This is a genomic window from Amycolatopsis granulosa (genome assembly GCF_011758745.1).
Taxonomy (GTDB): Bacteria; Actinomycetota; Actinomycetes; order Mycobacteriales; family Pseudonocardiaceae; genus Amycolatopsis_E; species Amycolatopsis_E granulosa.
Window position 1 is genome coordinate 4,256,681 of sequence record NZ_JAANOV010000001.1, and the last position, 23,306, is coordinate 4,279,986.

Sequence of the window (23,306 nt, forward strand, 5' to 3'; positions counted from 1 at the left end):
GCCGCCTCCTTGTCGGCCCGCGGGCATGGTGTTCGATGATTCGCTCGCAAGCTCGCTCATGCCGCCTCCTTGTCGGTCGCGGCAAGCCGCGGCAGTGTCATTACGTCGGCGGGCATGGTGTTCGATGATTCGCTCGCAAGCTCGCTCATGCCGCCCCCTCGTCCACATCCGGCAGGCCGCCGGGCTCGGCATCGCGCTGCGTCAGCCGCGCGAACAGGTCCTCCAGCCCGGTGCGGGCCCGTTTCGCCTCGTGCACGGCGATCCCGGCCCGCACCAGCACCTCGATCACCTGCGGCGCGGTGGCCGCGGTCAGGTCCGCGCGCACCCCTTCCGGCGTGAGCCGGGCCGCGATCCGGTTGTCGCGCAGGGCGCCGAGCGCCCGGTCACCGTCCGGAGTGGACACCGCCAGCGACGGGGTGCCGGATTCCAGCAGGTCGGCCAGTTCCCCCTGCGCCACAACCGTGCCGTCGTGCAGGACGGCCACGTGCGTGCACGTCGCCTCCACCTCGGCGAGCAGGTGCGAGGACACCAGCACCGTGACGCCTTCGGCGTGCAGCTCCGCGATGATGTTGCGGATCTCCCGGGTGCCGGCGGGGTCCAGGCCGTTCGTCGGCTCGTCCAGCACCACCATCCGCCGCGGCACCAGCAGCGCGGAGGCGAGCCCCAGCCGCTGCTTCATGCCCAGCGAGTACCCCCGGTAACGCCGGTGCGCCGCGTGCCCCAGCCCGACCCGTTCCAGCGCGTTCTCGACCGCCCGCGGGATCGCCGCCGACGACAGCCGCGGCTCGGCCGCGGCGACCCGGCGCAGGTTCTCCCGCCCGGACAGGAACGGGTGGAAACCGGGCCCCTCGACCAGGGCGCCGACCTCCGGCAGGGCGCGCGGCGCGCCCTCCGGGATCCGGTGACCGAGCAGCTGCACCTCACCTTCGGTGGGGCGGACCAGGCCGAGCAGCATCCGGATCGTGGTGGTCTTGCCCGACCCGTTCGGGCCGAGCATGCCCAGCACCGCGCCTTCCGGCACGTCCAGATCGACCTGGTCCACCGCGACCGCGGTCCGGTACACCTTGCGCAACCCCCTGGTTCGCGCGGCCAGTGCCGGACCCGCCGTGGGTGCCCCGGCCGGGGCACCCACGGGCAGTGTCTCCGTCATTTCGCTCCCAGCGCCTCGGTGAGCACCTGCTCGGGCACCGCGCCGACGGCGAAGCGGCCGTCGTCGGTGACCAGTGCGGTGGCGACCTTGGTGGTGATCACGTAGCCGGTGCCGAAGGCGCCGCTGACCGGCTTGCCGAGCCGGGCGAGCAGGGCCCTCGGGTCGACGCTCTGCCCGCCGCCGTTCTGCTGCGGGGCGAGCGCCTGCGCCGGCAGCGTGCCGGTGAGCACGGTGTCCCAGCCGTCGCCGTGGGCCTGGACGGCGTTGTCGGTGCCGGTGCCGTCCGGGCGGCCGGCGGGCGGCTGCTCCTCGGTCACCTTCGCACCCTGCGGCGGCGTGAACTGGAAATCGCTCGCCGGCTGCGGGGTGAACGCGATGTCGCTGAACGCCACCTGGAACGCCGGGTCGGCGGTGCCGTAGGTCATCACGGCCAGCCGCAGCGGCACCCGCTTCTCGGCGTCCACCGCGACGCGCACCTCGCGCAGCAGCGTCCGCTCGGTGGGCTTGGGCGTCAGCACCAGCTCGTAGGCCGGGCGATCGGCGACCCGGGCGGTGCCCTCGACCGTCACGGTGCTGCTCTCCCGGACCTTGGCGAGCAGCTGTGCCGCGGCCGTGGCCGGGTCGCTCAGCTGATACTGCTGCGGCTTCTGCAGCGCCTCGGCCGGAACGGTGGTCTTGGTGGCCGCGTTCTTCGCCGAGTCGTAGGTCCACAGCGTGGTGCCGTTGCGCACGATCGTGTGCACGTTCGCGCCCTGCTCGATCGAGACCTTGCTGTCGCCGGCCCCGTCGTTGACCACGCGCGCCCCGTCGATGTTGAGGTCGATGCCGCCGGGCAGGCTCGAGACCGGCAGCCCGAGGTTGTTCGTCACCGCGACCGACCCGGCCAGCGCCGGGGTCTTCGTGGTGACCACCGACTGCACCAGCTCCTCGGCGCTGATGGACGGCAGCTGGGGCGCTTCACCGGCGGTGGCCGGCATGGCGAGCCAGGCGAGCCCGGCGGCGCCGAGCGCGCACCCGCTGACCGCGGCGGTGATGGCCTTCGTCTTCGGCTGCATTGCTTCTCCCTGTGTCAACGAGCACCAGTGTGCTCCTTCCCCGCCGCAGACACTCCACTCTTGGTCCTGAGATGGGACTGAGATGCTGAGAGAGCGCTGAGAGCAGGCGCCCCGGCGGGGGAAACCGGGCATGCTTGGGCACTGTGAACCCACGGATCCTGGTCGTGGACGACGAGCCTGGCGTGCGCAAGGCCCTGCACCGCGGGCTGCGTGCGGAAGGCATGGACGTCGTCACCGCCGCGGACGGCCCGAGCGGGCTGCGCCTGGCGCAGACCGGCTCGTTCGACGTGCTGCTGCTGGACATCATGCTGCCCGGGCTGTCCGGGTACCGGGTCCTGCAGGCGCTGCGCGCGCAGGGCGTCACCACACCGGTTCTGCTGGTGTCCGCCAAGGACGGTGAGGTCGACCAGGCCGACGGTCTCGACCTCGGGGCGGACGGATACCTGGTCAAGCCGTTCTCGTTCGTCGTGCTGGTCGCGCAGATCCGGGCGGTGCTGCGCCGGGCCGCGGCGGACGGGTCGCGCGGGCCGTTGCGCCTCGGCGGTCTGGTGGTCGACCGTGCCACGCGCGAGGTGCGCTGGCACGACGACCCGGTCCCGCTGAGCCCGCGCGAGTTCAGCCTCCTCGAGGTGCTGGTCGGGCGTGCCGGGACGGTGGTCACGAAGGACGAGCTGCTGCGCGCGGTGTGGGGTGACGCGCAGGCCGCGACCCGCAACGTCGTCGAGGTCTACGTCGGGTACGTGCGCCGTAAGCTGGACGCGGTCGGCGCCGGTGCCCTGGTGCGCACCGTGCGCGGCCACGGCTACCTCGCCTCCGACGCCGCACTGGACGAGGTCCTGCCCGGGTGAGCTACCTGCGCCGGTGGTGGGAACGCCGGTCCATGCAGTTCCGGATCACGGCGCCGGCCGCCGCGGTCACGCTGCTGTTCCTGCTGGGCCTCGCCGTCGTGGCCGGGCGGGGGCTGGGCCCGCTGCGCGATTCGTCCGTCGACACCGAGCTGTCCGAGGCGCTGGGTCCGGCGGCCGTGGCCGTGTCGGCGGGGCGGGTGCCCGCGCCGCCGGACGGGGTGGTCCTGCGCGTGCTGGACACCGCGGGCGCGCCGGTCGACGCCGGGCCGCCGCCCGGGCTCGGGCCGGGCGAGGTGCGCGCTCTGGAGGCCGGCCAGCCGGTCACCGTGGCACGGATGCGGTGGCTGGGCTCGGTGGTGACCGCACCGGGCGGCCAGTTGCGGCTCGTCGCCGCCGGCACCGGGCTGGTCGGCCAGCGGGCGGCGGTGCAGCGGGCGGCCGGGTGGCTGCTGGGGGCGGCCGGGATAGGCGCCGTGTTCGCCGCCGTCGCGACCTGGCTGGTGGTGCGGTTCGCATTGCGGCGCGTCAGCGGCCTGCGCCGGACGGTCCGCGCGTTGCCGCCGGGCGAGCGGGTGCCGCTGCCGGAGGCCGACGACGAGCTGCGTGCCCTGGCCGCGGACTTCAACGCGTTGCTGGCACGGCAGGAGGAGGCGAACCAGCGGTTGCGGCGGTTCACCGGGGACGCCGCGCACGAGCTGCGTTCGCCCGTCGCGTCGATCCGGGTGCAGGCCGAGGTCGCGGTGGCCAATCCGGATCCGGAGCTGGCGCAGGAGACGCTGGCCGACATCCTCGCCGAGGCGGAGCGGCTGTCGGCGTTGCTGGACGGGTTGCTGACGCTGGCCCGGTCGGATGCCGGTGAGCTGCCCCCGGCCGAGGCGGTCGAGCTGCTCACCGAGGCGCGGGCCGCCGCGGATCGCCTGCCGCCCGGTTCACCCGCCGTGCGCGTCACCGGCGTGGTCGGCCAGGCTTGGGCGCACGCGGCGCACTCCGAGGTGGAGCTGGTGCTGAACAACCTGCTGCGCAACGCCTGCCGGTACGCCGCCGCGCAGATCGTGGTGTCGGTGCTGCCCGGGCACGCCACCGTGCGGCTGGTGGTGGACGACGACGGGCCGGGTATCCCGCCCGAGCACCGCGACCGCGTGTTCGACCGGTTCTACCGCGTCGGCGACGACCGGGCCCGCACCTCCGGCGGGACGGGACTCGGGCTCGCCATGGTCGCCGAGGCGGTGCGGCGGCGCGGCGGCCGGGTGTCGGTGGGCGAATCTCCCGAGGGCGGCGCCCGTTTCCAGGTCGTGTGGCGGTCGGCCGGTAACGTCTCGGCCTCGTGAAGGTGATCGTGGGAGCGGCCATCGTGCGGGACAGGTCCCTGCTCGCGCAGCAGCGCGCGTATCCGCGTGAAGTGGCGGGCCTGTGGGAACTGCCGGGCGGCCGGGTCGAACCCGGGGAGTCCGAAGTGGACGCCCTGCGCCGGGAGTGCCGCGAGGAGCTCGGGGTGTCGGTCGCCGTCGGCGACCGGGTGGGGCCGGACGTGCCGCTGCGAGCCGGACTGGTGCTGCGGGTGTTCGCCGCGGAGCTGGTCGAGCGCCACGCGCGGCCGCGGGCGCTGGACCACCGGGCGCTGCGCTGGCTGGACGCCGCCGGCCTGGACACCGTCGAGTGGCTGCCCGCGGACCAGGTGCTGCTTCCCGAACTGCGGCACCTCCTCGGGTCCGGACACGCCGGCGGCGGATGAAGCCCAGGCGTTGCACCTGCCACGTCCGGTTCTGCTCCGCGCCCTGCCGCCACCGGCCCCGCGCCTGTTTCGCTGCTCGGTGCCCGCTCAGGTACCCGCGCCGATCAGCCGCATCGCCGAGCTCAGCCGGTGCTCACCCCGCTCGGCGGCGCGGGCCGCGCCCGCCTTGCGGATCCGCGTCAGCTCGCCCGGGTCGTCCAGCAGCTCCACCGTGCGTTCCCGGACCGGGCGCAGCTCCTCGATCACCGCCTCGGCCACGGCTTCCTTGAGCGCGCCGTAGCTGGAGAACTCCGCCGCCAGGTCGGCGGGCCGGCCGCCACGGCAACCGGCCAGGATCTCCAGCAGGTTGGCCACCCCCGGGCGTTCCCCGGGCGCGTACTCGACGCCGGTGAACCCGTCCGTCACGGCGCGCCGCACCTTGCGCCGGATCAGGTCGGGCTCGTCCAGCACGAACACCACGCCCGCCGCGTCCGCAGCCGACTTCGACATCTTGCTCGCCGGGTCGCCGAGGTCCCGCACCCGTGCCCCGGCTGGTGGCAGCACCGCGCGTGGCACCGTGAACACCTCGCCGTAGGTCCCGTTGAACCGGCGGGCCAGCGCCCGCGCCAGCTCGACGTGCTGGTTCTGGTCCTCGCCCACCGGAACCTCCGCCGCGCCCTGCAGCAGGATGTCCGCCGCCATCAGCACCGGGTAGGTGAGCAGGCTCAGCCGCACGCCCGGCTGCCCGCTGCCCTTCTCCTTGAACTGGATCATCCGCGCGGCCTCGCCGTAGCTGCAGGTGCACTCCAGGATCCAGGTCAGCGCGCCCAGCTCGCGGGACAGGTCCGACTGCACGAACAACCGCTCGGCCGGGATACCGGACGCGACCAGGATCGCGAGCATCTCGCTGGTGCGCGCCCGCAGCCTGGCCGGGTTGTGGGTGGTCGTCATCGCGTGCAGGTCGGATACGAAGTACAGGTCGTCCGGTCCGCCGCCGGACGCCCAGCGCTGCACGGCACCCAGGTAGTTGCCGAGGTGGGTGTGGCCGGACGGGGTGATCCCGGAGAGTCGCATCGAGGGTTCCTCAGGTCGGTGACCGCCCCGCCCGGACCCCGGAACCGCCGAAGGCCGCCTGCGCGGGCGGCCTTCGGGTTGGCTGATCTTCAGCGCACGTCGGAGGGACCGCCTGCCGGCGGCCACCACGAGCTCACGTTCGTGCGCATGCGGTCAGGGTAGCAGCGCCCGGGAGTAAGCTCACCATTGCACTTCGAAAAGCCATTCTTTGGAATGTGGTACCGGTGTTGCACAAGTTACCGAAAAGCCGGCGGGAAAGATTTCCCGGGGGTCGTTTTCGGGTCTACCGTGGAGTTATGTTCATCGTGCTGATCGACTACACGGCTCCGGTGGAAGAAGTCGACTACCTCCTCGCTGACCACGCGAAATGGCTGGATCGCCACTTCGGCGCGGGCGAGTTCCTGGCCGCCGGGCGGCGCGCCCCGCACTCCGGGTGCGTCATCGTGACCAGGCCGATGCCCCAGGTGAAACTGGAGGCGATTCTCGCCGCGAACCCGATCGTGCAGCGGCGTCTGGCGCAGTTCCGGATCATCGAATTTAACGCCACCCGGACCGCGCCGGAGCTCCGTCTGGTGAACGAGGCCCTGGTCGTCTAGGCGGCTGCCTTCCCCAGGTCCGCCTTCGCCCGCTGGAGTGCGAGAACCGGGCACTTCTTGCAGCGCGGCCGCGAGCGGCAGCACTTCTTCTTGACCTTGCCGGCCTTCATGAGCTTGCGGACGACCTTGCGCGGGTCCGCGGTCTTCTTGCCCACACGCCACTCCACATGTCGGGGGTCGTCCCCTTAGGTTAGGTGAACCTAAGTGTTCTCCCACCGTGGGCCTGGTCACAGCGGGGCACCAGGTATCCTGAACGGGATCGCGTATGCCACAGCGGGCCCGCGATTCATCCCTTCGAAATGTTCAGGAGCCCTCGCGTGCCCACAGCAACCGCCGAGAAGGTCCGCACCGACCTGCGTAACGTCGCCATCGTCGCGCACGTCGACCACGGCAAGACAACCCTGGTCGACGCCATGTTGCGGCAGTCCGGCGCCTTCGGTGAACGTGCCGAGGTCGTCGACCGGGTGATGGACTCGGGCGAGCTGGAACGTGAGAAGGGCATCACGATCCTCGCCAAGAACACCGCCATCCGCCGGGAGACCCCGGACGGCCCGGTCACCATCAACGTCATCGACACCCCCGGCCACGCCGACTTCGGCGGCGAGGTCGAGCGCGGCCTGGCCATGGTCGACGGTGTGCTGCTGCTGGTCGACGCGAGCGAGGGTCCGCTGCCGCAGACCCGGTTCGTGCTGCGCAAGACGCTGCAGGCCGGCCTGCCCGTCGTGCTCGTGGTCAACAAGGTGGACCGTCCCGACGCGCGCATCGCCGAGGTCGTCGAGGAGACCCACGACCTGCTGCTCGACCTGGCGGGCGACATCGAGGACCTGGAAGACACGGACCTCGACTCCGTTCTCAACCTGCCGGTCATCTACGCCTCGGCGCGCGCCGGCAAGGCCGCCCTGGAGCAGCCCGCCGACGGCGCGCTGCCCGACAGCGAGAACCTCGACCCGCTGTTCGACGTCCTGCTGCGCCACGTGCCGCCGCCCAAGGCCGATCCGGAGCGCCCGCTGCAGGCCCTGGTGACCAACCTCGACGCGTCCAACTTCCTCGGCCGCATCGCGCTCATCCGCATCCACGCCGGCAAGCTCCGCAAGGGCCAGACGGTCGCGTGGCTGCGCGAGGACGGCGCGGTGCAGAACGTGCGCATCTCCGAGCTGCTGGTCACCGAAGCCCTGGAGCGGGTGCCGGCGCAGGAGGCGTCGGCGGGTGACCTGGTCGCGATCGCCGGTATCCCGGACATCACGATCGGCGACACGCTGGCCGACGTGGACGACCCGGTGGCGCTGCCCCGGATCACCGTCGACGAGCCGGCGATCTCGATGACGATCGGCGTGAACACCTCGCCGCTGGCCGGTCGCAACGGCGGGGACAAGGTCACCGCGCGGCTGGTGAAGGCGCGGCTGGACCAGGAGCTGATCGGCAACGTCTCGATCCGCGTGCTGCCCACCGAGCGCCCGGACACCTGGGAGGTCCAGGGCCGCGGTGAGCTCGCACTGGCGATCCTGGTCGAGCAGATGCGCCGCGAGGGCTTCGAGCTGACCGTCGGCAAGCCGCAGGTGGTCACCAAGACCATCGACGGCAAGCTGCACGAGCCGTTCGAACGGCTGACGGTGGACATCCCGGAGGAGCACCTCGGCGCGGTCACCCAGCTGCTCGCCGCCCGCAAGGGACGCATGGAGGACATGACCGGGCACGGCACCGGACGGATCAAGCTGGAGTTCGTGCTGCCGGCGCGCGGCCTCATCGGGTTCCGCACCGACTTCCTGACCGAGACCCGCGGCACCGGCATCGCGAACCACGTGTTCGAGGGCTACCACCCGTGGGCCGGGGAGATCCGCACCCGGCACAGCGGTTCGCTGGTCGCCGACCGGTCCGGCCCGGTGACCTCGTACGCGATGATCCAGCTGGCCGACCGCGGTACGTTCTTCGTCGAGCCGGGTGCCGAGGTGTACGAGGGCATGGTCGTGGGCGAGAACCCGCGCGCCGAGGACCTCGACATCAACATCACCAAGGAGAAGAAGCTCACCAACATGCGTTCGTCCACCGGTGACGAGCTGGAGCGGCTGGCCCGCCCCCGCAAGCTCGGCCTGGAGGAGGCGCTGGAGTTCTGCGCCGTGGACGAGTGCGTCGAGGTCGCGCCGAACGCGGTGCGGGTGCGGAAGGTGACGCTGGAGCTGACGCAGCGGGCCAAGGAGCGGTCGCGCGCCAAGTCGCGCGGCTGATTCCGCCCGGCCGTGGCAGGGGACGTTCATGCGATGGACGTCCCCTGTTTCCGTCGGGGAGGGGAACCCGGGCACCCTCCGCGACGTCCTCCTTTCGGCGGTACCTGATCCGGTGACAGCGCGTCCCGGTCGGTCTGGCACTCTCGGTACCGCGGCCAGTGGCCTTGTGACACCATCATGGGCTCATCAGGGAGGCAGCGTGCGGACGAGCGGTAAAACGGCGGCACTGATCACGGTGCTGCTGACCGCGTTGGCCGCCTGCACCAGTACCCCGCCGCCCCCGGTCGTGACGTCACCGGTGGCCCAGTCGTCGACCCCCGCGGTGCCGGCCGCCTCGCAGATCGTGATCGGCGTGGACGACATCGGGGGTGGCTACAACCCGCACAACCTCGCCGACCAGTCGACGATCACCACCGCGCTGTCGCAAATGCTGCTGCCGTCGGTGTTCCGGCCCGACGAGCAGGGCGAGTACCAGCTCGACACCACACTGATGCGCTCGGCGGAGGTCACCTCTACCGAGCCGTTCACGGTCACCTACCTGATCCGGCCGGACGCGTCGTGGTCCGACGGCGCGCCGATCGCGGTGGAGGACTTCGTCTACCTGGCCGACTCGATGCGCGACCAGCCCGGTGCCGTGCAGCCCGCCGGCTACCGGCTGATCAGCAACATCCAGCCCAGCGAGGGCGGCAAGGGCGTCCAGGTGACGTTCTCCCAGCCCTACCCCGGCTGGAAGACGCTGTTTTCGAACCTGCTGCCGCAGCACCTGCTCAAGGACGCGCCCGGCGGCTGGCAGAGCGCGCTGCAGGACAGCTTCCCGGCCTACGGCGGCCCGTTCTCGATCAAGATCCGGGACAACGCGCGCGGCGAGATCATCCTGGAGCGCAACGAGCGCTACTGGGACAAGCCGGCCGCGGTGGACCAGATCGTGCTGCGCCGCTCCGACGCCGCCGGTCTCGCCGGTGCCTTGCGCAGCGGCAACGACCAGTTCGTCATGTCCCGCACGGACGCCGCTGGTCTGAACCAGTTCCAGGCGCTCGGCCCGGCTGTCCGGCTGCAGACCGTGGCGAGCCCGCGGCTGGCCGAGGTGCTGCTGCGCCCGGCGAACGGCCCCCTGGTCGACGAACGCGTCCGCGAGGCCGTGGCCGCGATCATCGACCGCGGCAAGCTCATCGACGAGGGTGCCGACGGCGGCCCGTCAGCCGGCCTGCGCGCCGACGCCCAGGTGCTGGCCCCCTCGTGGCCGGGCTACGCGCCGACCATCCCGGCCGGGTACGGCGTACCGGATCCGGCGAAGGCCGAGCGGTTGCTGACCGAGGCGGGGTACGTCAAGGAAGCCGGGATCTGGCGCAAGGACGGCAAGGCGCTCACGCTCGTCGTGGCCTCGCCCGGGCAGCAGGAACCGTACGCGGGCATGGCCAAGGAGCTGAGCACCGAGCTGATCGCGGCGGGTGTCCAGGTGAACCGGCTGAACCCCCAGCCGCGGGACCTGTTCGCCAACCTGCTGGCGTTGCCGGTCAGCCAGGGCTCGACCACCCCGACGGGCAACACGGGCGCGGTCGGGGTCGACATCGCGGTCGTGCCGGTGCCGGCGGGTGGTGACCCGGCGACGGTGCTCGCCTCGACGTTCGGGTGCCGTCCCGGCCAGTCCACCCCGTCGGCGAACGTCTCGGTGATCCCGGCCAACCCGGCCGCGATCTGTGACGAGAGCCTGCAGAAGACGATCGAGGAGGCGCTGACCGGTGCGAAACCGCTGCCGGAGGCGCTGACCGAGCTGGAGCCGAAGCTGTGGGCCCAGCACGTCGCGGTCCCGTTGTTCCAGCTGGCCGACACGCTCGCCACCGGGCAGGGGATCTCGGGACTGACCGCGGGCCCGCCGATGCTGGGTCCGTTCGGCGAAGCCGTGAACTGGACACGCATCGGCCGCTGACCCCCCGCCGGCAAACACGCCACCACCACCGGCGAACACGCCGCCGCGAGCGTGTTTGCCGGTTCGGGTGGTGAGTTGGGCGTTCCGGGCGGTGAGTTGGCCGCCCGGCGTCAGATCAGCTGCCGCGCCTCGGCGTAGTGACAGGCCGACGGGTGTCCCTGCCCGTGGTCGACGAGCAACGGCTCCTCGTCGATGCACTTCGTCCGCTCGGCGTCCGACAGCTCGTTCGCGAACTTCGGGCACCGCGTGCGGAACCGGCAGCCGCTGGGCGGGTTCGCCGGGCTGGGCACGTCACCGGTGATCACGATCCGCTCCCGGCTGCGCTCCTTGCGCGGGTCGGGCACCGGGATCGCCGAGATCAGCGCCTGGGTGTACGGGTGCGCCGGATTGGAGAACAGCTCCTCCGACGGCGCCATCTCCACGATCTTGCCGAGGTACATCACCGCGATGCGGTTGGCGATGTGCCGGACCACGGACAGGTCGTGCGAGACGAACAGGTACGACAGGCCGAACTCCGCCTGCAGGTCCTGCAGCAGGTTCAGCACACCGGCCTGGATGGACACGTCCAGCGCGGACACCGGCTCGTCCAGCACCAGCAGCTTCGGCTGCAGTGCGAGCGCCCTGGCGATGCCGATGCGCTGCCGCTGGCCGCCGGAGAACTCGTGCGGGTACCGGTTGCCGTGCTCGGGCCGCAGGCCGACCGTGGCGAGCAGCTCGCGCACCCGCTCCCGGCCGCCCTTCTCGTACAGCCCGTGGATGCGCAGCGGCTCGGCGATGATCTCGTTGACCGGCATGCGCGGGTCGACCGACGCGTACGGGTCCTGGAACACGATCTGCATCTGGCGGCGCAGGGTCTGCATCTGCTTGCGGTTCAGCTTGTGCAGCTCGGTGCCTTCGAAGAACACCTCGCCGCCGGTGGCCGGCTGCAGGTTCAGCACCACGCGCGCGGTGGTCGACTTGCCGCAGCCGGACTCGCCGACCAGGGCGAGCGTCTCGCGCTCGAAGATGTCGAACGACACCCCGGACACGGCCTGGACCTCGCCGATCTGGCGCCGGATCAGCCCGCCGCTGCGCACCGGGAAGTGCTTGACGACGTTGCGGGCGGACAGCACCGGGGTCCGCTGGTGCTGCTCGGGCAGCACGCCGGTCGCGCTCTCGCTCATTCGGTCTTCTCCCCGGGGATCACCGCGGCCACCGCGTCGACGTCGTCGACCGAGGTGGGGTTGAACAGATCAGTGGCGTCACGGCCGGCCAGCTGGTCGCTGAAGTGGCAGGCTGCGGTGTGCCGGTCGTCGGTGGTCGGTTCGAGCACCGGCTCCTCCTGGTCGCAGATTTCCGCGGCCATCGGGCAGCGCGGGCTGAACGGGCAGCCCGGCGGCATGTTCACCACCGACGGCGGTGAGCCGGCGATCGGGGTGAGCCGGTCGGTTTTGATGTCCAGCCGCGGCAGGCTGCCGAGCAGTCCCAGCGTGTAGGGCATGCGCGGGGTGTAGAAGATGTCGTCGACCGTGCCGGACTCGACCACCTTGCCCGCGTACATGACCTGCACCCGGTCCGCTTGCCCGGCGATGACGCCCAGGTCGTGCGTGATGAGCACCATCGCGGCGCCGGTCTCCTGCTTCGCTGCCTGCAGCGCGTCCAGGACCTGCGCCTGCACGGTCACGTCCAGCGCGGTGGTCGGCTCGTCGGCGATGATCACCTCTGGCCGGTTGGCGATCGCGATCGCGATCACCACGCGCTGCCGCATGCCGCCCGAGAGCTGGTGCGGGTACTCCGTCGCCCGCTGCTTCGGGTTCGGGATGCGGACCAGGTCGAGCAGCTCCACGGCCTGCTTGCGGGCCCGGTCCTTGCGCACGTCGTGGTGCGCGGTGATGGCTTCGGCGATCTGGTCGCCCACCGGGTACACCGGGTTCAGCGATGTCATCGGGTCCTGGAAGACCATCGCGATACCGCTGCCGCGGACCCGGGTCATCTCCTTCTCGGAGAGCGCGAGCAGGTTCCGGCCCTTGAAGTCGATCCGGCCCTCGACCCGCGCGGTGCGGGGCAGCAGGCCCATGATCGCCATCGAGGTCACCGACTTGCCGGAACCGGACTCACCGACCACGCCCAGCACCTCACCGCGGCCGAGCTGGTAGCTCACGCCGCGGACGGCCTGCACCGGGCCGTCGTCGCTGGGGAACGTAACGGACAGGTCCTCCACCGAGAGGACGGGGTCGGCCGTCGTCCTGGAGTCGAACGAAGTCATGCGCGCACCTTCGTCTGCTGGGGGTCGAACGCGTCGCGGAGCCCGTCCCCGATGAAGTTGATCGTCAGCGCGATCAGGATGATGAACAGGCCCGGGAAGTAGAACAGCCACGGGCGGGTGTCGACCGCGGTCTGCGCGGCGCTCACGAGCAGGCCGAGCGAGGTGTCCGGCGGCCGCACGCCGAAGCCGAGGAACGACAGCGCGGTCTCCAGCAGGATGCCGATGGACACCAGGATCGTCGCGTTCACGATCACCGAGCCCAGTGCATTGGGCACGAGGTGCCGGAAGATGATCCGGGCGTCGCCGGCGCCGAGCGCGCGGGCCGCCTCGACGAACTCCTTCTCCCGCAGCGACAGCACCACGCCACGGGCGACCCGGGACACGTAGGCCCAGTACAGGCCGGCGATGACGACCGCGATCAGCCACCAGCTGCCGCCCACGTTGTGCGCGAGCACGGCGGCGACGGCGAGCAGCGGCAGCGTGAGCACCAGGTCGGAGATGCGCATCAGCACGGTGTCGATCCAGCCGCGGTAGTACCCGGCGACCGCGCCCCAGATGGTGCCGACGACCGTCGAGAAGATCGCCACCAGCACGGAGATCTGCAGCGAGATCTGGGTTCCGCGCAGGACGTTCGCGAGCATGTCCTTGCCGACCGCATCGGTGCCGAACGGGTGCGCCCCCGACGGCGGCTGCGAGTTGTCGGGTGTGATGTCGTCCGGTCCGTACTTCCACAGCCAGCCGCCGACGTAGGCCAGCAGCACGATCAGCAGCAGGAGGACGAGGCTGGCCACCGCCAGCCGGTGCTGCAGGAACCGGCGCAGGACGAGCTGGAACTGGCCGCGTTCCCGGACGGTGAACTCGCGCTCGACCTGCGGTTTCGGTGCGTTGTCCGCGAGCTGGGCGGTCGCGGCGGTCTCGGTCGTTGAGCGCTCAGGCATGGCGGATCCTCGGGTCGAGCACGCCGTACAGCAGGTCGGCGACAAGGTTGAACAGGATGACGAAGGTCGCCGAGATGAGCAGCCACGCTTCGACGGCGTACACGTCGCTCTGGGAGATGGCGTCGAGCAGGAAACTGCCCGCGCCCTGCCACTGGAACACCTTCTCGGTCACCACGGCGCCGGAGATGATGGACGCCAGGTCGAGCGCGGTGACCGTGGTCAGCGGGATGAGGGCGTTGCGGAGCGCGTGCCGCCGCATCACCACGCCACTCGGCAGGCCCTTGGCGCGGGCGAGCCGCACGTAGTCGCTGTTGAGCACCTCGAGCATGGAGCCGCGCTGGAACCGGCTCCACGACGCGTAGGAGATCAGCGCCAGCGAGATGGTCGGCAGGATCATGTGCCCCAGCACGTCGCCGAGATGGGCCCAGAAGCCACCCTGCACGTAGATCGAGCTCGCGCCGATCGTGTAGAAGACCTGGCCACCGGTGCTGTTGTTGATCGAGATCCCGGCCTGCTTGAGGAGCACCGCGAGCCAGAACGCGGGCATCGACAGGAAGAGGAAGCCGAAGAAGGTGGCGGTGTAGTCCAGCTTCGAGTACTGCTTCACGGCGCTCACGGCACCGACGACGATCGCCAGGATCAGCGCGATGATCATCGCGAGGAAGATCAGGCGGAAGGTGACGCCGAAGCGGGAGAGGATCTCGTGCCCGATGTTCATCGTGGAGTTCACGGACGGGCCGAAGTCGCCGCGGAAGATGCCGGTGATCCAGTTCCAGTAGCGCTCCATGAGCGGCTGGTCCAGGTGCAGCCGGTGGGCCTCGGCGGCGAGGGTCTGCGGTGGTGGGGGTGGGTTCCGCGTGATGAGGGGATCGAGCGGGTTGGCCGACAGCGACACCATCACGAAGACGAGGAACGTCGACAGGACGAGGATCGGCACCGACACGAGCAGCCGGCGCAAGGCGAAGGCGAGCATGGAGGTCTTCCTGCTGAAGTGCGACCAGCACGCCGCTCGTGACGGCGGAACCGGGCGGCGCGATCTGTCGAGTTGTGGTGGTTGAGTGCGGGGCGGGGGGTGGGGGAGACCGGCGCCGCCGGCCTCCCCCACGACATTACTTCTCGGTAATGTACTCCCGTCCAGGCGATCAGCCCTTCCGGATGCCCCATTCCTGCATGTTGTAGACCGGCCCGTCGAGGGTCGAGTTGTTGCGGACGTTGGCGATGTTGTCGTACAACGCGATGAAGGTCGGCTTCTGGTACAGCGGAAGCACGTAGGCGTCCTGGGTCATCAGCTGGTCGGACTGGTTGAGCTCGTCCGTCGCCTTGGCCTGGTCGGTCTCGGTGTTGGCCTGCGCGATGAGGTTGTCGACCTGCGGGCTGCTGTACTTGCCGTAGTTGCTGGCGGAGTTCGAGACCCAGTTCTGCGCGGCGTTGCCGAACGGGAACGGCGAGGCGACCCACGCGAACACGATCACGTCGAAGTCGCCGCTGCTGGTCGTCTTGCCCAGGGAGTCGGTCGGCACGATGTCGACCTTGACGCCCAGCTGGCTCGCGGCCTGCTGGAACAGCTCGCACTCGTTCTGGCGGATCTGGTTGCCCACCGTGTAGCGCATGCGCAGGGTCGGAATGGGCGCACCGCTGGGGTCGATCAGCTGGTTGCCCTGCAGCTTGTATCCGGCGCTGGTGAGGATCTGCTTCGCCTTGTTGATGTCACCGGAGCCCTGGCCGGTGGCGGACACGACGTCCTTGTAACCGTCCTGGCCCGGCACGAAGTTGTGGCTCCCCAGCGGCTTCACCTTGTTGGTGAACTGGCCGACGGTCTTGTTGATCATGGCCTGGACATCGACCGCGGTGAACAGCGCCTCGCGCAGTGGCTTGTTGGCCAGCGCCGGGTTCTTCAGGTTGAAGTCGATGTGCTCCCAGGTCAGGCCGAGGCCGATGTAGGAGGACACGTTCGGGATGTTGCGCACCTGGTTGACCAGGTCGACCTGCGGCTGCGGGTACAGGACCTGCACCTCGTGGTTCTGCAGGGCCGTCGGCTCCTGCGAGGCGTCGGTGATGATCCGGAAGATCACGCGCGACAGGTGCGGCTTGGCGCCCCACCAGGCCGGGTTCGGCACCACCGTCAGCGACACGTTGTTCTGGAAGTTGTCCACCTTCCAGGGGCCGCCGGACCACGTCGGGACGGTCTCGCCGAACCACTTGTAAGCCGCGGCCAGGCCGGCCGGGCTGTTCAGGTCACCGTGCTGGGCGGCCAGGTGCGCGGGGTACATCGCACCGCTCGAGCTCCACAGGTTCTTCCAGTCGGTGTACGGCTTGGCGAAGGTCACGGTGACCGTCTTGCCGTTGTCCGAGCCGACCACCGAGGAGATCTGCTCGTAACCGGAGGTGTTGGCGGGCGCGCAGTCCGGGCAGTCCTTGCCGTTCTGGACCTTCCAGTTGTAGATGAAGTCGTCGGCGTTGATCGGGGTGCCGTCCGACCAGACCGCCTTCGGGTTGATCTTGTAGACCACCGTCTGCGGGTTAGTGCTGGTGATGTCCGCCGAGGTCACGAAGTCCTGGTTGAGGGCCGGCTTGAGGTCCGGGGTCGTGTAGAAGGCGTAGGGCAGGAAACCCTTGGTCACCAGCCCGGTCTCGAGGACGTTGCCTTCGGCCGAGGTCACGTTCCAGTTCGCGATGTTCTTCTCGATCGCCATCGTGACGTCACCGCCGTCCTGCAACTGGTCGGCGGCGGCCGAGTTGCAGGTGTTCGGGCTGGAGTCGCACTGGGCGAAGGTCTGCCCGGTCTGCACGCCGCTGTTGCCCCCACCGCCACCGCCGCACGCGGCGAGGACCAGCGCTGCGGTCGCGGCCAGCGCGCCGATACCGGCGGCGCGTGACTTCGTCTTCCCTAACATTCATTCTCCTTGCTCGACGCCGTCGTGGGTTCCGAGGCGGCCTCGTCCTGTGGCGGCGAACTGTCGAGGTGATCGAGTTTGCTCACCGTAGTCGTGCAACGTAGGCAGAGGAACAGCTCGAGCGGCCACTCAGCGTGAGATTGTGATGGAACAGTGACGCGCGGTCTCTCACTCGAACGGGTGACGGAGGCCACCGCTCGTGGTTGCCGGACCTGCCCCCCGGAACTCGGCGCACGGCCACCCCTTCGTGGATATCCCCTGCTACGGCGCGGTGCGTAGCTCGGGGGAGAATAACCGACGGATCCCACTTTGTGGACCCCCGCGAAAGGACTAGTCACAAGCCTGTGACCACAACGCCACACAATCGCCGAATTAACCTGATCCCGTGACCGCTACTGCTGACCGCCGGCTTCTCCTCGTGCACGCCCACCCCGACGACGAGAGCATCACCACCGGTGGGACCATCGCCCGCTACGCCGCCGAAGGGGTCGACGTGACCCTGGTGACCTGCACACTTGGCGAGGAGGGGGAGATCATTCCGAAGGGTCTGGACCAGCTTGGCGCGTGGGCGGGGGACCAGCTGGGCGGCTACCGCTCCGGCGAGCTGGCGGCGGCCGGCCGGGCGCTGGGGTTGACCCGGCAGTGTTTTCTGGGGGGTATCGGCCGGTGGCGTGATTCGGGCATGGCGGGCACGCCGTCGGCGGAGCACCCGCGTGCCTTTTCCGGAGGAGATCCACATGCGCAGGCGGCCCAGTTGCGGGCCGTTCTGGACGAGGTGCGGCCCCAGGTGGTCGTCACCTACGACGCCGTCGGCGGGTACGGGCACCCGGACCACATCCGGGCACACGCAGTAACCATGATCGCGGTCGGGGATGCCCCGTACGTGCGACGCGTCTTCCACATCGCCGCCTCCCGCGAGGCGCTCGCCCGCGGCGTCGCGCGGTTGCGCGCGGAGCACGGCCTGTCGTGGCGGTTGCCGGCCGAGGGCGAGCTGCCCACCACCCCGGACGAGGAGATCACCACCGCGATCGACGTGCGCGACCACCTCGATGCCAAGATCGCCGCACTGGCGGCGCACGAGACGCAGGTCAGCGTGCGCCCGCCGGCGTTCGCGCTGTCCAACGGCATCGCGCAGCCGATCGGCGAGGTCGAGCACTACGTCCTCGTGCACGGCCCGGCCGAAGGTGCCGGGCACGACCTGTTCGGAGGGCTGTAGGTGTCCAGGCTGGTGCTCGTGCTGCTGGTGATCGACGCGGCGCTGCTGGCGGTGCTCGAGCTGTTCTTCCTGCCGCTCCGCATCGCCGGGACGATCCCGTTCCCGGTCACCGCGCTGGTCGCGGCGGTCACCACCCCGCTGCTGGTGCGGCTCGCCGGACGGCTCGTCGCGCCACGCGCGGCGTTTGCACCGCTTGTCGTGTGGGTACTGGTGGTGGTGATCGTCGGGTTGTTCGGGCCCGGCGGTGATCTCGTGCTGCTGCAGGACTGGCGGGCGTTGCTGCTCATCGCCGGCGGGGCACTCCCCGCGGCCATGAGCCTGGGCGGCGTGCTCGCCCTCCCGTCGAAGAGAGGTGCTGCCGGTCGTGGGTGAAGCGATATCCGATCGCCAGGTCGTCGCCGTACTGCGCCCGGTCGTGCGTGCGTCCGGTCCCGTGCTGCACGCGTTGCGCACGCCCGGCCGCCTGGAAGGACTGGCGTCGGTCCGGGTACCGGGATCGGCCGCGTGGGAGGCGACGGACCGCGCGGGGCACGTGGACTGGTGGGTCAACCGGCTGGGCCGGCTGACCGCGCTGGTCACCGCGATCCCCGGGCTCGGCGGCGCGCTCGCCGACCGGCTGCCGGTGCAGGACGCGCTCGGCACGGCCGCGCAGGCGCTGCTGCTCACCGCGATCGCGGAGGAGTACGGCGTGCGCGACATCGGTGACAAGGTGCGGCTGGTCGCGTGGGTGCTGTTCGGCCGGGACATCGACGCGGCGCTGGCCGCGGGCAAGCACGACGAGTACGACCCGGCCGAGGAGGACGCCGAGACCGCGAAGCTGGCCGGCGAGTTCTCGCAGATGGAGCACCGGCCGCGGCGGATCTCGCTCAAGTCGGCGGGCAAGACGCTGTGGCGGATGGGCCGCGCGCTCATGGCGATCACCGGCGAGCTGGAGAAGCGCCCGCACGGCCGGTTCTACCACCGCGCCGTGGGGATGCTGCCGGTGGTCGGTGTGGTCGGGGACTACCTGGGCGAGCGCAGCGGGCTCAAACGGGTCCGCCGCCGCGCGGACGACTGGCTGGCCCGCGCGGCCTGACGCCTACCGCCAGAACTGGAAGGTCTGGCCGCCGAGCCGTGCCATGTAGGCGTTGCCGCCGCACACCCCGTAGAGCCAGTACACGACTTCCCAGAACGTGGCGCCGACGGTGGGTACCGCGAACAGCAGGGCGAACAGGATCAGCGGAGCCCAGGGGCGGGCCTTCGCGCCGAACTCGCGCGCGTCGGGGGACAGGTAGGGCTCGATCGCGCCGTACCCGTCCAGGCCCGGCACCGGCAGGATGTTCAGCACGAACGTCGCGATCTGCAGCAGGGACAGGAACGACAGTCCGATGAACAGGGTGACCGGCATCGGCACCAGCTGCACCACCACGGCCAGCGCGATGCCGAACAGCAGGTTCGTCAGGGGGCCGGCCAGCGAGGTCCAGGACGCGAACGCGCGGTTGCGCAGTGCCCACCGGTTGATCCACACCGCGCCGCCGGGGAGCGGGATCCCGCCGATGAGGAGGAAGAGCAGCGGCAGCAGCAGGGACAGGACCGGGTCGGTGTAACGGCGGACGTCCATGTTCAGGTAGCCCTTGGAAACGACCTCGTAGTCACCCCCTTTGTAGGCCACGAAGGCGTGCCCGAACTCGTGCAGCGTGAGGGACAGCGCCCATCCGCCGACGACGAGGATGAAGACGCCCGCCACCGTCATGGTGTCGTCGGTGCGGGGCTCGCCGAACGCCGCGAGTAGGCCACCCACCACGGTGAGTGCGAGAATGCCGAAGAAGACGGGACTGGGTCGGACCGCGGATCGTTGCACGTGGTCCAGTCTCCCGCATCCCGGCGAGTTGATGTTCGGCGTGTCCGCTTGCGCACCGGGCGGGAAGCATCCCCCAACCTCGCTACTCCGCTTGACCTAGCCTCATTACACGGGTGTAATCACAGTGCTGTTATTCGTTGCTGCAAGGGGGCGACGGGTACGGCGATGCAAGACCGCCAGCCTGGGGAGTGCGTGGAAGCAGAGGAGGCGGACGTGCGGTTGGAATCCGGCGGAAGGGATTGGGGGAACGTCGTGGAGTGGCGAGAAGGCCCAGAGGTGGAGCTGGGCGAGCTCGTCGACCTCTTCGACAACGACGAGCCCCCCGAGTGGCAGGACCGCGCCCTGTGCGCGCAAACCGACCCGGAGGCGTTCTTCCCGGAGAAGGGCGGCTCGACCCGTGAGGCGAAGCGAATCTGCCAGGGCTGCGAAGTGAAGGGCGAATGCCTGGAGTACGCGCTGGCCCACGACGAGCGCTTCGGCATCTGGGGCGGTCTGTCCGAACGGGAGCGTCGCAAGCTCAAAAAGCGGGCCGTCTAAAGGGATTTCACGCCTGCTTCACAACGGGGTGGCAGGTCTGTGGCTGCTCGTGCAGTGCGCGGGGTGACTCCCGGCTCGGCTAGGCTGGCGCGGCAGAAGATCCGCATCGGTCGCCGCCGCCCACTGGAGAAGCCTTGCCCGACAACGTGAATGTCCCGGACAAGACCTCGGCGGTGGCCAGGAACGCCCCTGTGGCGGGCGTTTTCGTGGTGCTCGCCGCGCTGGCACTGTCGGTGAACGCGGGACGGCTCGGGTTGGACCTCGCCGGCGGACGGCTGTTGCCGGCCGGTTCGCTGAGCGAGGTCTGGTCGGCCTACCTCGCGAACTGGCACCCCGTCGGCGGCGGCACCGCGAGTGCGCCACCTGCCGCGCTGGCGGTGCTCGGGATCTTCGGCGCGCTCTGCACCCCGCACGGTTTCGTGTCCGTGCTGATGATCGCCGACGCTCCGCTCGCCGGGGTGTCGTCGTACTTCGCGACGCGCCGGCTGCCGGTGCAGCCGTGGGTGCGGGCGGTGGCCGCCGGTGCCTACGGGCTGCTGCCGGCCGCGACCGCCGCGGTCGCGCAGGGCCGGCTCGACGTCGTGGCGGCCCACATCCTGCTGCCGCCGGTGATCGCCGGGATCGCCGGTGTACTGGCCGGTCCGGGGCAGCGCTGGCTGCATTCGTCGTCGTTGTGCGCGCTCGGCCTCGCCGCGCTCGGCGCGTTCTCGCCGCTGGCGCACCTGCTGGCGCTCACCGGTCTGGTCGCCGGGTTCGTGGTGCTGCCCTCGGCCGCGCCGTTGGTCAAGCGGGCCGCGGCGGTGGTCATCGTGGTGCTGGTGCCGCTGGCGCTGCTGATGCCGTGGCCGACCGTGCTGGTCAACCACCCGGCGCTGGTGCTGCACGGGCTGAGCGGCCCCGGTGATCCGGTCACCGCGGGCGAACTGGCCGGGCTGGACCCGGGCGGCGCCGGGGCGTGGCCGGCCGGGCTCGCCGTGCTGCTGGCCGCCGTGATCGCGTTCGCGGTGCGGCCCGGGCGCGCGGCCGCGGCGGGTCTTGCGGTGGTGGTGCTGGGGATCGCGGGCCTGGCGCTGGTGCGGCTGGTCGCCGTGACGCCCCTGCAGGGCGGGCCGGTGTCGGCGGGGTTCGCCGGGGTGCCGCTGCTGGTCGTCGGGGCCGGGCTGCTGTGGATCGTGCTGTCCGCCTGCCGTGGCGACCTGGGTAAACCCGTGCTGGCCGGTGGGGCGGTGCTGGTCGTCGCGCTGGCCGTGGGCGTCGTGGTGGCCGGCAGCGGTGGGCCGCTGCGGTCCGGCGGTCCGGCGCTGGCCCCGGACCAGGCCGACGAGCTGGCGCGCACCGGCCGGTCGGTCCTGGTCCTCGGCGGGGGTGGGACACCCGCGATGCAGACGGGCGGCCGGATGCCCCGGTTCGGCGACGAGCAGCTGGCGGTGAGCCCGGCAACGCCCGCGCGCCTCGCGGACTGGCAGGAAGCGCTGACGGCTGCGGATCCGGGACGCATCCGGGCGGCGCTGTCCGGCGCCGCGGCGTCCGGCGCGTTGTTCGTGGTGCTCCCGGCGGGCACGGAGCCCGGCCCGATCGTGGCGAGCGCCCCCGCCCTCGCGTCCGCGGTCGCGCCGGCCAGCGACGGCCGGGCCGTGCTGCGGTTGCTGGAGCCCGCTGGCCAGGTCGTGCTGATCCCGCCCGGGGTGGCCCGGCAGGCGGTGACGTCCCAGGCCCCGGCGAGCACCCTGGGCGTGACACCGGTGGACGCGCGGCTGCCCGACGTGCGGGTGCGCGTATCGGACGGGGTGCCCGGACGGCTGCTGGTGCTGGCCGCCGAGTACGAGGACGGCTGGCGCGCCCGGGTCGACGGCCGCGCGGTGCCGGTCGTGCCGGCGTGGGGGCACCAGGTGGCGGTCGCGGTGCCGACCGCGCAGGCGGACGTGACCGTGGAGCACCCCGCCACCCTGCGGGACGTGCTGTTGCTGGTCCAGGTAGCGGCTGCGTTGTTCACCCTGCTCACCGCGGTGCCGACCGGGATCGGTGCGGCTCGCCCGCGGCGGCCGCAGCCGGTGGGGACGGCCGGATCGTGAGCGGCGGGAGCTACTCGCCCTCGATGACGTCCGGTTCGACGCCCAGGTAACCCGCCACCTGCTCGACCAGCACGTCGTGCACCAGGTCCGCCAGTTCGCCCGGGTCCTTGGCGCGCGCCTCGAGGGGCCGGCGGTACAGCACGATCCGCGCGCGCGTCGGCAGGCCCGTCCGGTCGACACCCGCCGGGACCAGCCGGGACAGCGGCACGGCCCCGTCGTGCAGCACCCCGTCGTCCTCGGGGGCACCGCCGCCGCGGATCTCCGGGACGTCGTCGACCGCGACGTCGAGCTTCGTCAGCTGGTCCCGCCACCGGGCCTCGATCGGCTCCAGCGCGTCGAGCACGAGCTGGTCGAACTTCTCCGCACGGCTGGCCGCGGCGGGCAGGCTCGCCGGGTACAGCGGCCCGCGCAGCCCGCGACCGTGCCGGTCCCGGCGGACACGCCGCCGATGCCGGGAACTTCGAGCCATGGACACATCCGGAAGGTTACGCGTTGGCCTCGGCCCGTGGCGTCCACCGGTGCGCCTGCGCGCAGTTGCCGGGGGGAAGCGCTATCGTCTGCGATCGTGTCGAGCGTACGAAAGTGTTCGCGAACGGGGTGCCTGAACCCGGCCGTCGCCACGCTTACCTACGCCTACAGCGATTCGACCGCGGTGGTCGGTCCCCTCGCGACGGCGTCCGAGCCGCATTCCTACGACCTGTGCGAGGAACACGCGCTCCGGCTGACCGCACCCCGGGGCTGGGAGGTCGTCCGGCACGAGGGCGAGTTCGCCGCGCCGGACCGCTCCGACGACGAGCTCACGGCGCTGGCCGAGGCCGTCCGTGAGGCGGGCCGGTCCGACAGACCCGCCCCACCACCGGAACCGGAGAGCTCCTCCGGTCGGCGTGGGCACCTGCGGGTGCTGCCCGACCCGATCTCGTAGGTCACGCCGCATCCGCCCCGTGTTCCCCCGGTAGGCTCTCGGGTATCCGCAGTCCATGG

At 71.2% G+C, this 23,306-nt stretch carries 23 protein-coding genes; 12 read left to right on the plus strand and 11 right to left on the minus strand.

Going from position 1 to position 23,306, the window contains the following annotated elements:
* Nucleotides 1-145: 145 nt before the first annotated feature.
* On the minus strand, nucleotides 146-1,150 hold the full coding sequence (locus FHX45_RS20940) for an ABC transporter ATP-binding protein (RefSeq protein ID WP_167104655.1): 1,005 nt from the start codon (nucleotides 1,148-1,150) through the stop codon (nucleotides 146-148).
* A complete protein-coding gene (locus FHX45_RS20945) occupies nucleotides 1,147-2,205 on the minus strand; it encodes a LolA family protein (protein WP_167104658.1) in 1,059 nt (352 codons plus the stop codon). Before FHX45_RS20945 ends, FHX45_RS20940 begins: the two co-directional genes overlap by 4 nt.
* Nucleotides 2,206-2,348: 143 nt before the next feature.
* On the opposite strand from FHX45_RS20945, the gene FHX45_RS20950 reads away from it, so the two are divergent.
* From FHX45_RS20950 to FHX45_RS20960, 3 genes are read left to right on the plus strand one after another with little or no spacing between them, the layout of a single operon-like run.
* Nucleotides 2,349-3,053, plus strand: a complete 705-nt coding sequence (locus FHX45_RS20950) for a response regulator (RefSeq protein ID WP_167104661.1) — start codon at nucleotides 2,349-2,351, stop codon at nucleotides 3,051-3,053.
* A 32-nt stretch (nucleotides 3,054-3,085) separates the two neighbouring features.
* Nucleotides 3,086-4,381: a sensor histidine kinase gene (locus FHX45_RS20955; RefSeq protein ID WP_208407370.1), complete on the plus strand. Its 1,296-nt coding sequence runs from the start codon at nucleotides 3,086-3,088 to the stop codon at nucleotides 4,379-4,381.
* Nucleotides 4,378-4,785 (plus strand): NUDIX domain-containing protein, encoded by a 408-nt coding sequence (locus tag FHX45_RS20960; RefSeq protein ID WP_167104664.1) that lies wholly within the window; start codon nucleotides 4,378-4,380, stop codon nucleotides 4,783-4,785. Before FHX45_RS20955 ends, FHX45_RS20960 begins: the two co-directional genes overlap by 4 nt.
* Before the next feature lie 87 nt (nucleotides 4,786-4,872).
* Here FHX45_RS20960 and trpS read toward each other — a convergent pair whose 3' ends face one another.
* A complete protein-coding gene (trpS, locus tag FHX45_RS20965; RefSeq protein ID WP_167104667.1) occupies nucleotides 4,873-5,838 on the minus strand; it encodes a tryptophan--tRNA ligase in 966 nt (321 codons plus the stop codon).
* Between the two features lie 296 nt (nucleotides 5,839-6,134).
* Here trpS and FHX45_RS20970 point away from each other — a divergent pair, with 296 nt between their 5' ends.
* The gene (locus FHX45_RS20970) at nucleotides 6,135-6,434 is read left to right on the plus strand and encodes a YciI family protein (RefSeq protein ID WP_167104670.1); all 300 of its coding nucleotides are present in this window, start codon (nucleotides 6,135-6,137) and stop codon (nucleotides 6,432-6,434) included.
* Here the strand turns inward: FHX45_RS20970 and FHX45_RS20975 are convergent.
* Nucleotides 6,431-6,589 carry a hypothetical protein gene (locus FHX45_RS20975; protein ID WP_167104673.1) on the minus strand — a complete coding sequence of 53 codons (159 nt, stop codon included), beginning with the start codon at nucleotides 6,587-6,589 and terminating at the stop codon, nucleotides 6,431-6,433. The two genes, FHX45_RS20970 and FHX45_RS20975, sit on opposite strands and share 4 nt — an antisense overlap.
* A gap of 144 nt (nucleotides 6,590-6,733) precedes the next feature.
* Here FHX45_RS20975 and typA point away from each other — a divergent pair, with 144 nt between their 5' ends.
* Nucleotides 6,734-8,656 carry a translational GTPase TypA gene (typA, locus tag FHX45_RS20980; RefSeq protein WP_208406027.1) on the plus strand — a complete coding sequence of 641 codons (1,923 nt, stop codon included), beginning with the start codon at nucleotides 6,734-6,736 and terminating at the stop codon, nucleotides 8,654-8,656.
* Nucleotides 8,657-8,855: 199 nt separating this feature from the next.
* Nucleotides 8,856-10,583, plus strand: a complete 1,728-nt coding sequence (locus FHX45_RS20985; RefSeq protein WP_424923818.1) for an ABC transporter family substrate-binding protein — start codon at nucleotides 8,856-8,858, stop codon at nucleotides 10,581-10,583.
* A 110-nt stretch (nucleotides 10,584-10,693) separates the two neighbouring features.
* Here FHX45_RS20985 and FHX45_RS20990 read toward each other — a convergent pair whose 3' ends face one another.
* From FHX45_RS20990 to FHX45_RS21010, 5 genes are all read right to left on the minus strand, one after another.
* Nucleotides 10,694-11,746, minus strand: coding sequence for an ABC transporter ATP-binding protein (locus tag FHX45_RS20990; protein ID WP_167104678.1), 1,053 nt, complete (start codon nucleotides 11,744-11,746; stop codon nucleotides 10,694-10,696).
* Nucleotides 11,743-12,828, minus strand: coding sequence for an ABC transporter ATP-binding protein (locus FHX45_RS20995; protein ID WP_167104681.1), 1,086 nt, complete (start codon nucleotides 12,826-12,828; stop codon nucleotides 11,743-11,745). The genes FHX45_RS20990 and FHX45_RS20995 overlap by 4 nt, the downstream gene beginning before the upstream one ends.
* Complete coding sequence (locus FHX45_RS21000; RefSeq protein WP_167104684.1) at nucleotides 12,825-13,766, minus strand: ABC transporter permease; 942 nt, start codon at nucleotides 13,764-13,766, stop codon at nucleotides 12,825-12,827. The genes FHX45_RS20995 and FHX45_RS21000 overlap by 4 nt, the downstream gene beginning before the upstream one ends.
* Entirely contained in the window at nucleotides 13,759-14,739 is a 981-nt protein-coding gene (locus FHX45_RS21005; RefSeq protein WP_167104687.1) for an ABC transporter permease, read from the minus strand. The genes FHX45_RS21000 and FHX45_RS21005 overlap by 8 nt, the downstream gene beginning before the upstream one ends.
* 169 nt (nucleotides 14,740-14,908) lie before the next feature.
* On the minus strand, nucleotides 14,909-16,660 hold the full coding sequence (locus FHX45_RS21010; protein WP_167104690.1) for an ABC transporter family substrate-binding protein: 1,752 nt from the start codon (nucleotides 16,658-16,660) through the stop codon (nucleotides 14,909-14,911).
* 385 nt (nucleotides 16,661-17,045) lie between these two features.
* Between FHX45_RS21010 and mshB the strand changes: the two genes are divergently transcribed.
* The 3 genes from mshB to FHX45_RS21025 are packed head-to-tail and all read left to right on the plus strand — an operon-like array spanning nucleotide 17,046 to nucleotide 18,951.
* Entirely contained in the window at nucleotides 17,046-17,876 is an 831-nt protein-coding gene (gene mshB / locus FHX45_RS21015; protein WP_167104695.1) for an N-acetyl-1-D-myo-inositol-2-amino-2-deoxy-alpha-D-glucopyranoside deacetylase, read from the plus strand.
* Entirely contained in the window at nucleotides 17,877-18,248 is a 372-nt protein-coding gene (locus FHX45_RS21020; RefSeq protein ID WP_167104698.1) for a hypothetical protein, read from the plus strand.
* Nucleotides 18,241-18,951 (plus strand): hypothetical protein, encoded by a 711-nt coding sequence (locus tag FHX45_RS21025; protein ID WP_341771554.1) that lies wholly within the window; start codon nucleotides 18,241-18,243, stop codon nucleotides 18,949-18,951. Before FHX45_RS21020 ends, FHX45_RS21025 begins: the two co-directional genes overlap by 8 nt.
* 3 nt (nucleotides 18,952-18,954) lie before the next feature.
* Here FHX45_RS21025 and FHX45_RS21030 read toward each other — a convergent pair whose 3' ends face one another.
* Nucleotides 18,955-19,716 (minus strand): zinc metalloprotease, encoded by a 762-nt coding sequence (locus tag FHX45_RS21030; RefSeq protein ID WP_167104704.1) that lies wholly within the window; start codon nucleotides 19,714-19,716, stop codon nucleotides 18,955-18,957.
* A 213-nt stretch (nucleotides 19,717-19,929) separates the two neighbouring features.
* On the opposite strand from FHX45_RS21030, the gene FHX45_RS21035 reads away from it, so the two are divergent.
* Both FHX45_RS21035 and FHX45_RS21040 read left to right on the plus strand, forming a co-directional pair.
* Nucleotides 19,930-20,253 carry a WhiB family transcriptional regulator gene (locus FHX45_RS21035; protein WP_167104707.1) on the plus strand — a complete coding sequence of 108 codons (324 nt, stop codon included), beginning with the start codon at nucleotides 19,930-19,932 and terminating at the stop codon, nucleotides 20,251-20,253.
* 134 nt (nucleotides 20,254-20,387) lie between these two features.
* Nucleotides 20,388-22,325 (plus strand): hypothetical protein, encoded by a 1,938-nt coding sequence (locus tag FHX45_RS21040; protein WP_167104710.1) that lies wholly within the window; start codon nucleotides 20,388-20,390, stop codon nucleotides 22,323-22,325.
* Between the two features lie 10 nt (nucleotides 22,326-22,335).
* Here FHX45_RS21040 and FHX45_RS21045 read toward each other — a convergent pair whose 3' ends face one another.
* Nucleotides 22,336-22,794 (minus strand): metallopeptidase family protein, encoded by a 459-nt coding sequence (locus tag FHX45_RS21045; protein ID WP_167104713.1) that lies wholly within the window; start codon nucleotides 22,792-22,794, stop codon nucleotides 22,336-22,338.
* Between the two features lie 96 nt (nucleotides 22,795-22,890).
* Between FHX45_RS21045 and FHX45_RS21050 the strand changes: the two genes are divergently transcribed.
* A complete protein-coding gene (locus FHX45_RS21050) occupies nucleotides 22,891-23,247 on the plus strand; it encodes a DUF3499 family protein (protein WP_167104716.1) in 357 nt (118 codons plus the stop codon).
* Nucleotides 23,248-23,306 lie beyond the last annotated feature (59 nt).

What these genes read in the sequence shown, in the direction of transcription:
- trpS (WP_167104667.1), bottom strand. Translation starts at nt 5,838, where the DNA reads ATGCGACTCTCCGGGATCACCCCGTCCGGCCACACCCACCTCGGCAAC.
- FHX45_RS20970 (WP_167104670.1), top strand. Translation starts at nt 6,135, where the DNA reads ATGTTCATCGTGCTGATCGACTACACGGCTCCGGTGGAAGAAGTCGAC.
- FHX45_RS20945 (WP_167104658.1), bottom strand. Translation starts at nt 2,205, where the DNA reads ATGCAGCCGAAGACGAAGGCCATCACCGCCGCGGTCAGCGGGTGCGCG.
- FHX45_RS21005 (WP_167104687.1), bottom strand. Translation starts at nt 14,739, where the DNA reads ATGCTCGCCTTCGCCTTGCGCCGGCTGCTCGTGTCGGTGCCGATCCTC.
- FHX45_RS20940 (WP_167104655.1), bottom strand. Translation starts at nt 1,150, where the DNA reads ATGACGGAGACACTGCCCGTGGGTGCCCCGGCCGGGGCACCCACGGCG.
- FHX45_RS21010 (WP_167104690.1), bottom strand. Translation starts at nt 16,660, where the DNA reads ATGTTAGGGAAGACGAAGTCACGCGCCGCCGGTATCGGCGCGCTGGCC.
- FHX45_RS21000 (WP_167104684.1), bottom strand. Translation starts at nt 13,766, where the DNA reads ATGCCTGAGCGCTCAACGACCGAGACCGCCGCGACCGCCCAGCTCGCG.
- FHX45_RS20995 (WP_167104681.1), bottom strand. Translation starts at nt 12,828, where the DNA reads ATGACTTCGTTCGACTCCAGGACGACGGCCGACCCCGTCCTCTCGGTG.
- FHX45_RS20990 (WP_167104678.1), bottom strand. Translation starts at nt 11,746, where the DNA reads ATGAGCGAGAGCGCGACCGGCGTGCTGCCCGAGCAGCACCAGCGGACC.
- typA (WP_208406027.1), top strand. Translation starts at nt 6,734, where the DNA reads ATGTTCAGGAGCCCTCGCGTGCCCACAGCAACCGCCGAGAAGGTCCGC.
- FHX45_RS21045 (WP_167104713.1), bottom strand. Translation starts at nt 22,794, where the DNA reads ATGGCTCGAAGTTCCCGGCATCGGCGGCGTGTCCGCCGGGACCGGCAC.
- FHX45_RS20955 (WP_208407370.1), top strand. Translation starts at nt 3,086, where the DNA reads ATGCAGTTCCGGATCACGGCGCCGGCCGCCGCGGTCACGCTGCTGTTC.